Origin of the sequence: Streptomyces sp. R44, assembly GCF_041053105.1 — a bacterium.
Taxonomy (GTDB): domain Bacteria; phylum Actinomycetota; class Actinomycetes; order Streptomycetales; family Streptomycetaceae; genus Streptomyces.
The window spans coordinates 5,667,930-5,681,578 of record NZ_CP163444.1 but is presented as its reverse complement, the minus strand read 5'-3'; the positions used below and the strand labels follow the sequence as shown (position 1 = coordinate 5,681,578).

Annotated in this window: 13 protein-coding genes and 1 riboswitch; of the genes, 5 read left to right on the top strand and 8 right to left on the bottom strand. The window is 72.5% G+C overall.

Features of this window, described 5'->3' with window-relative positions; translation table 11 throughout:
• Positions 1–58 precede the first annotated feature (58 nt).
• The 3 genes from AB5J54_RS26580 to AB5J54_RS26570 all read left to right on the top strand — a co-directional run bounded on the left by AB5J54_RS26580 (position 59) and on the right by AB5J54_RS26570 (position 4,236).
• Positions 59–559 (top strand): GNAT family N-acetyltransferase, encoded by a 501-nt coding sequence (locus AB5J54_RS26580; protein ID WP_369146422.1) that lies wholly within the window; start codon positions 59–61, stop codon positions 557–559.
• Between the two features lie 47 nt (positions 560–606).
• A riboswitch (cobalamin riboswitch) is annotated at positions 607–737 on the top strand.
• Positions 738–868: 131 nt separating this feature from the next.
• Positions 869–3,223, top strand: a complete 2,355-nt coding sequence (locus tag AB5J54_RS26575) for a ribonucleoside-diphosphate reductase subunit alpha (RefSeq protein WP_369146421.1) — start codon at positions 869–871, stop codon at positions 3,221–3,223.
• Positions 3,223–4,236, top strand: coding sequence for a ribonucleotide-diphosphate reductase subunit beta (locus AB5J54_RS26570; RefSeq protein WP_369146420.1), 1,014 nt, complete (start codon positions 3,223–3,225; stop codon positions 4,234–4,236). The genes AB5J54_RS26575 and AB5J54_RS26570 overlap by 1 nt, the downstream gene beginning before the upstream one ends.
• A gap of 53 nt (positions 4,237–4,289) precedes the next feature.
• Here AB5J54_RS26570 and def read toward each other — a convergent pair whose 3' ends face one another.
• The 8 genes from def to AB5J54_RS26530 form a co-directional block, all read right to left on the bottom strand.
• Positions 4,290–4,922 carry a peptide deformylase gene (gene def, locus AB5J54_RS26565; RefSeq protein WP_369146419.1) on the bottom strand — a complete coding sequence of 211 codons (633 nt, stop codon included), beginning with the start codon at positions 4,920–4,922 and terminating at the stop codon, positions 4,290–4,292.
• Positions 4,923–4,989: 67 nt separating this feature from the next.
• On the bottom strand, positions 4,990–5,970 hold the full coding sequence (locus AB5J54_RS26560) for a hypothetical protein (RefSeq protein ID WP_017236276.1): 981 nt from the start codon (positions 5,968–5,970) through the stop codon (positions 4,990–4,992).
• A 79-nt stretch (positions 5,971–6,049) separates the two neighbouring features.
• The gene (locus AB5J54_RS26555; protein WP_369146418.1) at positions 6,050–7,306 is read right to left on the bottom strand and encodes an HD-GYP domain-containing protein; all 1,257 of its coding nucleotides are present in this window, start codon (positions 7,304–7,306) and stop codon (positions 6,050–6,052) included.
• A complete protein-coding gene (locus tag AB5J54_RS26550) occupies positions 7,303–8,679 on the bottom strand; it encodes an HD-GYP domain-containing protein (protein WP_369149461.1) in 1,377 nt (458 codons plus the stop codon). Before AB5J54_RS26550 ends, AB5J54_RS26555 begins: the two co-directional genes overlap by 4 nt.
• 161 nt (positions 8,680–8,840) lie before the next feature.
• On the bottom strand, positions 8,841–9,158 hold the full coding sequence (rsrA, locus tag AB5J54_RS26545) for a mycothiol system anti-sigma-R factor (RefSeq protein ID WP_369146417.1): 318 nt from the start codon (positions 9,156–9,158) through the stop codon (positions 8,841–8,843).
• A complete protein-coding gene (locus tag AB5J54_RS26540; protein WP_030207302.1) occupies positions 9,155–9,811 on the bottom strand; it encodes a sigma-70 family RNA polymerase sigma factor in 657 nt (218 codons plus the stop codon). The genes rsrA and AB5J54_RS26540 overlap by 4 nt, the downstream gene beginning before the upstream one ends.
• 252 nt (positions 9,812–10,063) lie before the next feature.
• On the bottom strand, positions 10,064–10,696 hold the full coding sequence (locus AB5J54_RS26535) for an alpha/beta family hydrolase (protein ID WP_369146416.1): 633 nt from the start codon (positions 10,694–10,696) through the stop codon (positions 10,064–10,066).
• Between the two features lie 44 nt (positions 10,697–10,740).
• Positions 10,741–11,556 (bottom strand): SOS response-associated peptidase, encoded by an 816-nt coding sequence (locus AB5J54_RS26530; RefSeq protein WP_369146415.1) that lies wholly within the window; start codon positions 11,554–11,556, stop codon positions 10,741–10,743.
• Positions 11,557–11,606: 50 nt separating this feature from the next.
• Between AB5J54_RS26530 and AB5J54_RS26525 the strand changes: the two genes are divergently transcribed.
• Positions 11,607–12,293, top strand: coding sequence for a M50 family metallopeptidase (locus tag AB5J54_RS26525; protein WP_369146414.1), 687 nt, complete (start codon positions 11,607–11,609; stop codon positions 12,291–12,293).
• Positions 12,294–12,313: 20 nt separating this feature from the next.
• Positions 12,314–13,648, top strand: a complete 1,335-nt coding sequence (aroA, locus tag AB5J54_RS26520; RefSeq protein WP_369146413.1) for a 3-phosphoshikimate 1-carboxyvinyltransferase — start codon at positions 12,314–12,316, stop codon at positions 13,646–13,648.
• The last annotated feature ends 1 nt before the right edge of the window (position 13,649 follow it).

Here is a 13,649-nt window from a genome sequence, read left to right as displayed (position 1 = left end):
GATCTCCGCGAGGAGACCCGGGGCCCGTCCACGTACCCCGAGAGGGAGACTGCTTCCCATGGACTTCACGATCAGGGCGGTACGGCCCGAGGAGCACGAGGCGCTCGGTGACCTCACCGGGTTCACCTATCTGAATGACGGGCTGCTGCTGCACGGCGAGGACGACTTCTACCTCGCCGTCCTCCGCGACACGGCCCGGCGGGCGCGCGAGAGCGAGGTGCTCGTCGCCGTCGACGCCGACGGCGGGATCATCGGCGGGGTGACCTTCGCCCCCGGCGGCACGACCTGGGCGGACATCGCCGTCGCCGGCGAGGCCGAGTTCCGGATGCTCGTGGTCGCTCCCGAGGCCCGCGGCAGGGGCGTCGGAGAAGCCCTCGTACGGGCCTGCGTGGACCGGGCGCGGGCCCTCCCCGGGTGCGCGCGTCTCGTGCTCTCCACGGCCGATCTGATGGTCTCCGCGCACCGGATCTACGAGCGCCTCGGCTTCGTCCGCACCCCCGAGCGGGACTGGGAACCGATCCCCGACCACTCGCTGCGGACCTACGCCCTGGAGCTGTAGCGCCGGGACCGACACAACATGTGGGGGGTGCCACGAGCGGCGCCCCCCACATGTATGCTCATCCTCGCTGTCGACGCAGGGGAATCCGGCGCGAATCCGGAACTGTCCCGCAACGGTGTGCTTCGTGCGGATTCGTACGCGGTGAGTCCGAAGACCTGCCGGCAGCGCACCCGGTCCGTCCGTTCCGGGTGTCACAGACGTCCGGGCCTCGCGGAGTGGGCCGGTGGACGCGGCGCGCCCACGTGTACGGGCGCCCGCCTGCCCGCCTTCCCGCCCGAGGCCCCGAGCCGAGCGAGGGAGAGCCCCCACGTGACCATCGCGCCCGCCGATCCGGCCGCAGCGATCGAGACCGACGGCCCCGGGACCGTACTCCTGCGGACCCTGACCGATCTCACCGCCGACCTCCCGGACACCGACCCCGGCAAGGTCGCCGCCGCCGCCCTCCGCGGCCGCAGCGCCACGTCGGACGAGGCGGAGCTGCGCGAGCTGGCCACCGAGGCGGCCGCCGGCCTGATCGCCGAGGACCCCGCGTACTCCCGGCTCGCCGCCCGGCTCCTCACCATCACCATCGCCGACGAGGCCGCCGGCCAGGGCGCCGTGAACTTCTCGGCCTCCGTCGCCGTCGGTCACCGCGAGGGGCTCATCGCCGACCGCACCGCCGAGTTCGTGGCACTGCACGCGGCCCGCCTCGACGCCACGATCGACCCGGCCGGCGACGACCGCTTCGGCTACTTCGGCCTGCGCACCCTCTACTCGCGCTACCTGCTGCGCCACCCGATCACCCGCAAGGTCATCGAGACCCCGCAGCACTTCATGCTGCGCGTCGCCTGCGGCCTCGCCGAGGACGAGACGGCCCGCGCCCTGGACGAAGTGAGCGCGCTCTACGGCCTGATGAGCCGCCTGGACTACCTCCCGTCCTCCCCCACGCTCTTCAACTCCGGCACCCGCCACCCGCAGATGTCCTCCTGCTACCTCCTGGACTCCCCGCAGGACGAGCTGGACTCCATCTACGACCGCTACCACCAGGTCGCGCGCCTCTCGAAGCACGCGGGCGGCATCGGCCTCTCGTACTCCCGCATCCGCGCCCGCGGTTCGCTGATCCGCGGCACCAACGGGCACTCCAACGGCATCGTGCCGTTCCTCAAGACCCTCGACGCCTCCGTCGCCGCCGTGAACCAGGGCGGCCGCCGCAAGGGCGCCGCCGCGGTCTACCTGGAGACCTGGCACGCGGACATCGAGGAGTTCCTGGAGCTCCGCGACAACACGGGCGAGGACCAGCGCCGTACGCACAACCTGAACCTGGCGCACTGGATCCCGGACGAGTTCATGCGCCGGGTCAACGCCGACGCCGAGTGGTCGCTGTTCTCCCCCTCGGACGTGCCCGAGCTCGTCGACCTGTACGGCGAGGAGTTCGACGCCGCCTACCGCAAGGCCGAGGCGGCGGGCCTGGCCCGCAAGACGATGCCGGCCCGCGACCTGTACGGCCGGATGATGCGGACCCTCGCGCAGACCGGCAACGGCTGGATGACGTTCAAGGACGCCTCGAACCGCACGGCCAACCAGACGGCCGAGCCGGGCACCGTCGTCCACTCCTCGAACCTCTGCACCGAGATCATCGAGGTCACGAACGACGGCGAGACGGCGGTCTGCAACCTGGGCTCGGTCAACCTGGGCTCCTTCGTGTCGGGTTCGGACATCGACTGGGAGCGCCTGGACGAGACCGTCCGCACGGCCGTCACCTTCCTCGACCGGGTCGTCGACATCAACTTCTACCCGACCGAGCAGGCGGGCCGCTCCAACGCCAAGTGGCGCCCGGTCGGCCTGGGCGCCATGGGCCTCCAGGACGTCTTCTTCCAGCTGAAGCTGCCGTTCGACTCGGCCGAGGCCCGCGCCCTGTCGACGAAGATCGCCGAGCGGATCATGCTGGCGGCGTACGAGGCCTCCGCGGACCTCGCCGAGCGCAGCGGCCCGCTCCCCGCCTGGGACAAGACCCGCACCGCCCAGGGCGTCCTGCACCCGGACCACTACGACGTGGAGCTGAACTGGCCGGAGCGCTGGACCGCCCTGCGGGCGCGCATCGCCTCCACCGGCATGCGCAACAGCCTCCTCCTCGCCATCGCCCCGACGGCGACGATCGCCTCGATCGCCGGCGTCTACGAGTGCATCGAGCCGCAGGTCTCCAACCTGTTCAAGCGCGAGACGCTGTCCGGCGAGTTCCTCCAGGTCAACTCGTACCTCGTCGACGAGCTGAAGAAGCTCGGCGTGTGGGACGCGCAGACCCGCGAGGCGCTGCGCGACTCCAACGGCTCGGTGGCCGGCTTCACCTGGGTCCCGGCGGAGGTCCGCGAGCTGTACCGCACGGCCTGGGAGATCCCGCAGCGCGGCCTCATCGACATGGCGGCGGCGCGCACCCCGTTCCTGGACCAGTCGCAGTCCCTGAACCTCTTCATGGAGACGCCGACGATCGGCAAGCTGTCGTCGATGTACGCGTACGCCTGGAAGCAGGGCCTGAAGACGACGTACTACCTGCGCTCCCGCCCGGCGACCCGGATCGCCCGCGCCGCGCAGGCCGCCGCCCCGATCCCCGTCCAGCAGGCGACCCCCGACGCGGACGCGATCGCCTGCTCCCTTGAGAACCCCGAGTCCTGCGAGGCCTGCCAGTAATGAGTACCGAGAAGAAGAACCTCCTGGACCCGGGCTTCGAGCTCACGCTCCGCCCCATGCGCTACCCGGACTTCTACGAGCGCTACCGGGACGCCATCAAGAACACCTGGACCGTGGAGGAGGTCGACCTCCACTCGGACGTCGCCGACCTCGCCAAGCTCACCGCCGGTGAGCAGCACATGATCGGCCGTCTGGTCGCGTTCTTCGCGACGGGCGACTCGATCGTGGCGAACAACCTGGTCCTGACGCTGTACAAGCACATCAACTCCCCGGAAGCGCGCCTGTACCTCTCGCGCCAGCTCTTCGAGGAAGCGGTCCACGTCCAGTTCTATCTGACGCTCCTGGACACGTACCTGCCCGACCCGGACGACCGCGCGGCGGCCTTCGACGCGGTGGAGAACATCCCGTCGATCCGCGAGAAGGCGCAGTTCTGCTTCAAGTGGATGGACTCGGTCGAGAAGATCGAGAAGCTGGAGACGGCCGCCGACCGCCGCCGCTTCCTGCTGAACCTGATCTGCTTCGCGGCGTGCATCGAGGGCCTGTTCTTCTACGGCGCCTTCGCGTACGTCTACTGGTTCCGCTCCCGCGGCCTCCTGCACGGCCTGGCGACCGGCACCAACTGGGTCTTCCGCGACGAGACGATGCACATGAACTTCGCCTTCGAGGTCGTGGACACCGTCCGCAAGGAGGAGCCGGAGCTCTTCGACGACGCGCTGCAGCAGCAGGTCACGGACATGCTGAAGGAGGCCGTCGAGGCGGAACTTCAGTTCGGCCGCGACCTGTGCGGTGACGGCCTGCCGGGCATGAACACCGAGTCGATGCGCGAGTACCTCCAGTGCGTCGCCGACCAGCGCCTGCAGCGCCTCGGCTTCCCGCCGGTGTACGGCTCGGAGAACCCGTTCGCGTTCATGGAGCTCCAGGGCGTCCAGGAGCTGACCAACTTCTTCGAGCGCCGCCCGTCCGCCTACCAGGTGGCGGTCGAGGGCTCGGTGGACCTCGACGAGGACTTCTAGCCGGTACGACGAAGGGCCCGCACTCCTCGGAGTGCGGGCCCTTCGTCATGCGCTCAGTCGTTCGGGACCGTCTCGTAGCGCGGGGTGCCTTCTTCCATCTGGCGGAGGGCGTCCTTGCGGTCGCGCTTGGAGAGCTTGTCGATGTAGAGGAAGCCGTACAGGTGGTCCGTCTCGTGCTGGAGGCAGCGGGCGAAGTAGCCGGTGCCGCGCACCTTGATCGGGTTGCCCTGGGCGTCCTGGCCGTGGACCTCCGCGTAGTCGGGGCGGGCCAGCTCGGCGTAGGCCGTCGGCACGGACAGGCAGCCCTCGTTGGACTCGTCCAGGACGCGCAGCTCGGCCGGGAGCTCCTGGAGGACGGGGTTGATCACGACACCGGTGTGCCGGACGCCCTCGTCGTCGGGGCAGTCGTAGACGAAGACCTTGAGGTCCACACCGATCTGGTTCGCGGCCAGGCCCACGCCCTCGGCGGCCTTCTGGCTGGCGAACATGTCGTCGATGAGCTTCGCCAGCTCGTCGTCGAACTCGGTGACGTCCTTGCACTCGCGGTGGAGGACGGGGTTGCCGACGACCGTGATCGGGCGGGCCGTGCCGCGCTCGCGGTAGGCGAGCTCCCGCGCCTCGCAGTCCTCCGTGTCCACGACGAAGCCGTCGTTGATCGTCTGCTCGTCCGTCTCCTGCTGCGCCATGTCCGGCCGCGCCCTTCTGAAAACCCGATTCCGTCGAGGGACAGCCTACGGGCCCGGGGCCCTGGCCTCAGCAGACCTCTTCCAGATCGCGCCATTCCCGGCTGTCCGGGCTGTCCGCGACCCAGCCGTCCAGGAGCCCCCGCACCAGGCCCGCGGGGGCCGCGATGCCGCACTCCCGCTCGGGGACCCACAGCTCGCCGGGCGAGCGGTGGCCGAGCGGTCCGGGGTGCCCGGGCTCGCTGTGGTCGTGCGGGTCGGAGTGCTCGCCCTCGCCCTCGGCGCTCGGCATCGTCGACTCGGAGCAGGCGCGACAGAGCAGCCGTACGGAGGACGACCAGTCCTCGGCGGCGAAACCGGCCTCGGCGGCGAGCTGCTCCAGGGCGTCACGGTCGGCCTCGGTGGCGGCCTCCAGGAGGACCACCCAGGTGGGGACCGGCGAGGGCGCCCACAGCTCGATCTCGTCGAAGACGGGGTAGGAGGGGCCGGCGGTGGTGGTCCGCTCGCCGTTCGGCACGCCGTCGTGGAGGACGACCTCGCCCCAGCGGCGGCCGGAGGACGGCAGCGGGATGGAGAGGACCTCGATCCGGGCGGGGTCCAGCCGGCGGCCCCACACGACCTCCGCCTCGCCCTCGGGCGAGAGCCGGACGGCGGCGCTGCCCAGTTCCATGCCAGCGGGCTCACCGGTGCCGGCGGCGGCGCCGGGCACCTTGAGGCCGTAGGCCTGCCAGGCGCGGCGGGCCAGCGGCCAGTCCTGGAGGGCGGTGGCGGCGATGCCCACGTTCCACCAGTCGGGGGCGCCGGTCTCCTTGTCGAGCAGCGCGACGGCCCGCAGGCCCGCGGCCCGCGCCTGCTCCCAGTCGTGCCGGAACTTGTGCAGCAGAGCCAGGTTGAACCAGGACTCCGAGAGCCAGGGCTCCAGGTCCGCCGCGCGCGTCAGGAGTGCGCCCGCGTCCTCGTACCGGCCGTCGCCGATCAGCGTGAACGCGCGGTCGGTGGCCTGCCGCCACGAGGCGGAGGGCCGATGCCGTACCTTCCCGAAGATCTTCACGATTCCCGCCTGCCGGTCGCTTCACCCTCTTGTTCGCATCCAACCATGCCCGGTCGGACGCGCGCTCATTACCCATGGGTTACCCAGGGACCGCGGAGGTCACCCCAGTGGCTCCGCCCCGCGCCAGGACCCTGGCCAGGCATTCGACGACATCCGGGTGATAGTCGCGGGCGGTGCCGAGCCTGAGCCGCTCCAGGGCGTCGAGTGCGGCGCCCGCGCCGTCGCCCGCGAGGTCGTCGTAGGCGTTCACGGCCCGGACGATCCGGGCGGCGGGCGGCTGCTCGCGGTACGGGTCGGCCTGCCGCTCCACGACGACGGCGACGGCCTCGGGGACGCCGGTCCTGCGGACGACCTCGCCGCCCAGGAGGGCGATCCGGCGCTGCTCCTCGGCCGGCAGGACGGCGGTGGCGCCGCCGGCGACCGGGTCGACGAGGGAGAGCTGTCCGATGTCGTGCATGAGCGCCGCGTGCTCCAGGACGGCCAGCTCGGTCCCGGAGAGGCCCAGCTCGCGGCCGACGGCCGCGCTGAGGGCGGCGACCCGGCGGGCGTGGCCGGGCGGGGTGCAGCCGGCGATCTCGGTGGCGCGGGCGAGGGAGGCGATGGTCTGCCGGTTGACGGTCCGCACGGCCGCGTACCGCCGGAAGGAGACCTGGGTGAGCAGCAGGGGGACGGCGAGCACGGGCAGGGCCCAGAGTCCGGCGGCGGCGACGCCGAGCGCCATGACGGTGCCGGTGGCGCAGACGGCGGAGCCGATGCCGAGGAGGGCGCGGAGTTCGTCGCGGAGGAGGGGGCCGTACGGGAATCCGGTGCGGGCGCGCAGGACGAGGGCGGCGAGGACGGCGTCGCACAGGGCGGTCAGGACGAGCAGGAGGGCGAGGAAGAGGGCGTACGCGGGGCCCTGGCCGAGGTGCTCGGTGACGGCGCCGGAGTTGTAGAGGGGCTGGAAGCAGAGCGCGGCGAAGCCGACGGTGAGGACGCGGCGGGCGAGGTGGTCGGGTCCTGGGCCCCTGCCCCGGGCGATGTGGGGGACGATCCCGGCGAGGGCCGCGGCGACGGCGACGGCGACGGTCTGGAGGACGCCGTGGGTGGTGGCGGTGCCGGCGCTGGTGCCGAGGAGGGCGTACGCGAGGGCTCCGGCGGCGGCGAGCGGCGCGGGTTCGCGTTCGCCGGGCGCGGCGCCCCAGCGGGCGAGCTCGCCGAGGGCGATGAGGGTGCCGAAGGCGAGGGCGTTGCCGGGTTCGTCGAGGCCGTGCCAGAGGGTGGCGCCGAAGCCGGTGAGGCCGAGGAGGAGGGCGGCGCCGTGCACGGCGCCGACGGTGAGTGCCCCCGGTCTCACGCGGGCTCCTTGGCGGGGGTGGGGGTGGCCTCGCGCGGTGGGGGCACCTGTTCGGGCTGGGGGGTGGTGGTGTCGTCGGCGGTGACGGCGGGCTGCCAGCCGTGCCGGTCCAGGGCCTGGGCGAGGGCGGTGACCATGCGGGGGTCGAACTGGGTGCCGGCGCAGCGTTCCAGTTCGGCGAGGGCGGTGGGCACCGGGCGGGCGCGGCTGTAGCAGCGGGTGGAGGTCATGGCGTCGAAGGCGTCGGCGACGGCGACGACCCGGGCGAATTCGGGGATCTGCTCGCCGTGGAGCCCGTACGGGTAGCCGCTGCCGTCCATGCGTTCGTGGTGGTGGAGGATCGCGGCCCGTGCCTCGCCGAGGAAGCCGATGCCGCGGACCATCTCGTGGCCGTACTCGGGGTGCAGTTCGATGACCCGGCGTTCCTCGGGGGTGAGGGGTCCGTCCTTGCGGAGGACCCGGGTGGGCACGCCGAGTTTGCCGACGTCGTGGAGGATGCCGGCGAAGCGGACGACGTCGAGGCGGTCCTCGGCCATGCCGAGCTCACGGGCGATCAGGACGGAGGCGTGGCCGACGCGTTCGCTGTGGCCGCGGGTGTAGCGGTCCTTGATGTCGACGGCCTGGACGAGGGCGCGGATGGTGGCCTGGTGGGCGGCGCGCTCGCGGTGGTACTGGGCGAAGACCCAGCAGGAGATGTACATGGGGAGCACCACGAAGAGCGCCGCGACCGGTCCGTACGTGCTGCGCCAGAGGACGGCCATCATCAGTCCGGCGAGTCCGTGGACGGTGTGCGGGGCGAGGGCGCGGCCGAGGAGGCCGCGCCAGGCGGCGCGGAGCGGCAGTCCGTCGGCGGTGGCCCGGATGCCGCCGTCGAGGGCGGTGAGGGCCAGGCAGAAGGCGAGGGCGGCGGCTCCGGCGGGCAGCAGCGCGTACGGCAGGTCGGGGGCGTCCGGGCCGTGGCCGAGGGCGGTGGGGCCGCCGAGGGCGCCGGCGGTCAGGGCGGCGGCCCAGACGGCGAGGGCGGTGGCGGCGGCCCGCCAGGCGCGGCGGGGTGCGGCGGGGGGTTCCTCGACGCGGGCGAGGAGGCTGCCGGGGATCGCGGTGAGGGCGGCGGCGGCGGGCGGCAGGAGCAGGGCGGCGGCGAGGAGCACGGGGAAGAAGGAGCCGGTGCCCATGGGGACGGAGCCGCCGAGGGCGCGGCCGATGAGCCGGCAGCGGGCGGGCAGCTCGCAGAGCGCGTACAGGGTGGTGAGGAGCGCGACCGTGCCCCAGGGGACGGGCGCGCCGGGGCGCAGCGCGGGCAGGGCGCACGCGCCGGCGCCGAGCAGGGCGCAGCCGATGTACACGCGGGCCGCTCGTGGAATGACGTTCACGCCCATCACGCGGGTCACGCTAGCGAGTTGGGCGGCCGGGGACGGCGCGCTCCGTGTGATTCGCACCATCGGGTGATACAAGCTGATATATGCGCGAGGCCGCCGCGAGAACTTCGCGGCGGCCGTTCGCTTCCCTGATACGGCTCGTACGGGAAGGGGTGCTACTCCTGCGGGGCCGGTGTCGTCGGGCCGCTCACCGTGATGTCCTGTTCGGGCACCAGGTGTCCGGCGCGGATCAGGTCGATCCGGCCCATGACCTTGGCACGCAGGTCGGTGGGGACGTCGTCACTGCCGCAGCAGCGCTTGACGAGCTTCTTCACCGCCTGCTCCAGGCCGTACTTCTCCAGGCACGGGGAGCACTCCTCGAAGTGCACCTCGAACTTGGTGCAGTCACTGTCGGGCATCTCGTGGTCGAGGAACTCGTAGAGATGATCCAGGACCTCTGAGCAATCCGTCTCGTGCGGCTCTCCGCAGCTCATGAGCCCGAGCCTTTCAGATCGTTCGACGACTCTCCGGCGCCCGCGGGTACCAGCCCGCGGTCGCGAGCGTAGTCCTCGAGCATGCCGCGCAGCTGGCGGCGGCCCCGGTGCAGTCGGGACATCACCGTACCGATGGGTGTCCCCATGATGTCCGCGATCTCCTTGTACGCAAAGCCCTCGACATCCGCGAGATAGACGGCGATGCGGAACTCCTCGGGAATTGCCTGGAGCGCTTCCTTCACGTCGGAGTCGGGGAGGTGGTCGAGCGCCTGCGACTCCGCGGAGCGCAGACCGGTCGACATGTGCGACTCGGCGCGGGCGAGCTGCCAGTCCTCGATCTCCTCGGCGGCGCTGCGCTGGGGCTCACGCTGCTTCTTGCGGTACGAGTTGATGAAGGTGTTCGTGAGGATGCGGTAGAGCCAGGCCTTGAGGTTCGTCCCCTCGCGGAACTGGTGGAAGGAGCCGTACGCCTTGGCATAGGTCTCCTGCACCAGGTCCTCCGCGTCCGCGGGGTTCCGCGTCATGCGGAGCGCGGCCGAGTACATCTGGTCGAGGTAGCCGAGGGCGTCCCGCTCGAAGCGCGCGTTGCGCTCCTCGGTCGTCTCCTCGGGGCCGTCGTCGGTCCCTGTGTCGGTCCCAGTGACCGGACCCACCTCCTCCAGCGCGGCGGCGAGCCCGAGGGCGGACCCGCTCGTTTCGGAGGATAGACGAGGAACCGCTCCGCCCGCCGCCCGAATAGGGGCGGCCTTGGGCGCGGGCAGCACTGTCCAGTCGAGGTCAGCGGCCTGCGCACGCTCCGGGCAGATGGTCATACCCATACGACGGACTCCCTCTTCCTTGCTCTCACACCGACGCTCTCCACAACAGTGGTCCCCCGCTCAACATTCCCGGGAACGGCGGGAAGATCAGCGGAGTGCGGAGATCCACTCGGCGACCCCGTCGGCCAGGAGCCCGAGGGCCTCGTCCTGGCCGAGCGGCGCGCGCTTGGGGAGGGCGAAGCCGTGGTCGCCGTACGGGATCTCCACGAGCTCGTACGGGCCTTCCGGGTACTCCTCGGGCCGCCCGAAGGGGTCGTTGCCGCCCTGGACGACGAGGGTGGGCAGCCCGGTGGCGAGGAGCTCCTCGGCGCGGGACTTCTCGGGCTTGCCCGGCGGGTGGAGCGGGAAGCTCAGGGCGAGGACGGCGAGCGCGCCGAGTTCCCGCCCGGTGCGGCAGGCGACGCGGGCGCCGGCGCTGCGGCCGCCCGCGATCACCGGGAGGCCGGGCTCGGCGAGGGCCGGCCAGAGGCCGCGCCAGCCGGTGTCGAGGGTCTTCGGGGCGGGGGCGACCTTCTTGCCGGCGACCCGCCAGGGCTGCTCGACGAGGGCGACGGTCACGCCCTTCGCGGGCAGTGCGCCGGCGAGGGCCTGGAGGTCGCGGGCCTCGACGCCGCCGCCGGCGCCGTGGCCGAGGGCGAGCACGGCCCACGGCTTCGTGCCCGCGTGCCAGGTGATGCGCGCCTCACCGGCGTCGGTGGGAACGGTCTCGTACTGTGTCACGTCCCCATCCTGTCCGAAGAGCTTCCGAAGAGCTTCCGAAGAGCTCAGAAGAGCGTGCCGACCTCCGGTCCGGCGAGTTCCGCGAGGAGTTCGGGGCCGTTGTTGCGGACGTTGCTGACGGCGGTGGCGACCGGGTAGGCCCGCATCAGGCCGCCCGGCGGCGGGGCGAGCAGCCCGCGCAGCTCCTCGGGGTCGGTGCGCGCCGGGTCGAGCCAGGCGTCCCAGCGGTCCTCGGTCAGCATCAGCGGCATCCGGGGGTGGATCTCGGCGAGCGAGGCCGGGCCCTCGGCGGGCGCGACGCCGAGCGGGCCGGTCTCGGCCTCCGTGGTGACCACCGAGCAGGTCACCCACCACGCGGCGGGGTGCTCGGGCGGCAGGGTGCCGTCCCGCCAGAACTCGTAGAGCCCGGCCATCGCGAAGACGGAGCCGTCCACCGGGGTCACGAAGTAGGGCTGCTTGCGGGCCCGCTTCTTCTTCCCCTCGACCTCCAGGTCGCGCTCGGCGGACCCGGTCACCCACTCGTAGTAGCCGTCGGCGGGCAGGATGCACCGGCGCGACTGGAAGGCGCGCTTGAAGGAGGGCTTCTCGTCGACGGTCTCCGCGCGCGCGTTGATCATCCGGGCGGCGCCCTCGGGCGACTTCGCCCAGGACGGGACGAGCCCCCATTTCAGCGCGCGGAGCTGGCGAACCGGCCGGCGGGATCCGGCGTCTTTCAGAGGACGCTCCAGAACGGCCCAGACCTCTTTGGTCGGGGCCACGTTCCAGTCGGGGGCCAGGGCCTCCTCCGGCTCCCACTTCTCGATGCCGAAGGCCTCGACGAGGTCCTCGGGCCGCCGACTCGATGCAAACCGTCCGCACATGCGTGCCACACTGCCACGTTCCCGAACCCGACCGAGGAGCCGTCCGCGAAATGACCGAGATCCTCGGCACCCAGCCCGCTCCCACCGAGTGGACCGTCTACGTCACGGCCGTGTGCGCCCTGGCCCTGGTCGTGCTCCGGCGGCCCTGGCTCCTGGCCCGCAACGCGATCACCATCGCCCACGAGGGCGGCCACGGACTCGTCGCGCTCGCCGCCGGCCGTCGCCTGGAGGCGATCCGGCTGCACTCGGACACCAGCGGACTGACCGTGACCCGGGGCAACCCGACCGGCCTCGGCGTGGTCCTCACCCTCGCCGCCGGCTATCCGGCGGCCTCGCTGCTCGGCCTCGGCGGCGCCGCCCTGCTCGGCACCGGCCACGTCACCCTGCTGCTGTGGAGCGCGACCGCGCTGCTGCTCGCGCTGCTCGTGATGGTCCGCAACGCGTACGGGGTCCTCACCGTCGTCCTGACGGGCGCCTCCTTCGTCCTCGTCTCCTGGCTGGCCGGCCCCGAGGTCCAGTCCGTGTTCGCGTACGCGGTGGTCTGGTTCCTGCTGCTCGGCGGCGTCCGGCCCGCCTTCGAGCTCCAGCGGAAGCGGCGCCACGGCGGCGCCCCCGACTCGGACGCCGACCAGCTCTCGCGGCTCACCCACGTGCCCGCCGGGGTGTGGCTCCTCTTCTTCCACACGGTCGCGATATCCGCCCTGATCGGCGGCGGTCGCTGGCTCCTGGGCTTCTGACTCCCCCGTACAGTGAGTCCATGACCGCAGCAGCTTCCGCGACGCACACCGACCCGCCCACCGACCTCTGGCCCGCCCCGTATGCGAGCGGCGCCGTCGACGCGACCGTCACCGTGCCCGGATCCAAGTCGGTCACCAACCGCGCCCTCGTCCTCGCCGCGCTCGCCGCCGAGCCGGGCTGGCTGCGCCGCCCGCTGCGCTCCCGCGACACCCTCCTGATGGCCGAGGCGCTCCGTACCCTCGGCGTGAAGATCGAGGAAGGCGTGGGCCCCGACGGCTCCGGCGAGGCCTGGCGGATCATCCCCTCCCCGCTGCGCGGCCCGGCGACCGTCGACGTCGGCAACGCCGGCACGGTCATGCGCTTCCTGCCCCCGGTCGCGGCGCTCGCCGACGGCCCGGTGCGCTTCGACGGCGACCCCCGCTCCCACGAGCGCCCGCTGCACGGTGTGATCGACGCGCTGCGCGCGCTCGGCGCCCGGATCGACGACGAGAGCCGGGGCGCGCTCCCGATGACCGTGCACGGCGCCGGGGGCCTGGACGGCGGCACGGTCGAGATCGACGCCTCCTCGTCCTCCCAGTTCGTCAGCGCCCTGCTGCTCTCCGCGCCCCGCTTCAACCAGGGCGTCGAGGTGCGGCACGTGGGCAGCCGGCTCCCCTCGCTCCCCCACATCCGGATGACGGTCGACATGCTGCGCGCGGTCGGTGCCCGGGTCGACGAGCCGGAGCACGGCGGCGAGCCGAACGTGTGGCGGGTGGCGCCCTCCGCGCTGCGCGGCCGGGACCTGGTCGTCGAGCCCGATCTGTCGAACGCGCAGCCGTTCCTGGCGGCGGCCCTGGTGACCGGCGGCCGGGTGACGATCCCCGACTGGCCGGAGCGGACCACCCAGCCGGGCGACGAGCTGCGCCGGATCTTCACCGAGATGGGTGGCTCCTGCGAGCTCACCGACGCGGGTCTCACCTTCACCGGCACGGGCCGGATCCACGGCATCGACGTGGACCTGGGCGAGGTCGGCGAGCTGACCCCCGGCATCGCGGCGGTCGCGGCCCTCGCCGACTCCCCCTCCACCCTGCGCGGGGTCGCCCATCTGCGGCTGCACGAGACGGACCGGCTCGCGGCGCTCACCAAGGAGATCAACGAGCTCGGCGGCGACGTGACCGAGACCGAGGACGGCCTCCACATCCGCCCGCGCCCGCTGCACGGCGGCGTCTTCCACACGTACCACGACCACCGCATGGCGACGGCGGGCGCGATCATCGGCCTCGCCGTCGAGGGCGTGGAGATCGAGGACGTGGCGACGACGGCGAAGACCTTGCCGGACTTCCCGACGATGTGGACCGAAATGCTCGGGGTCTGAC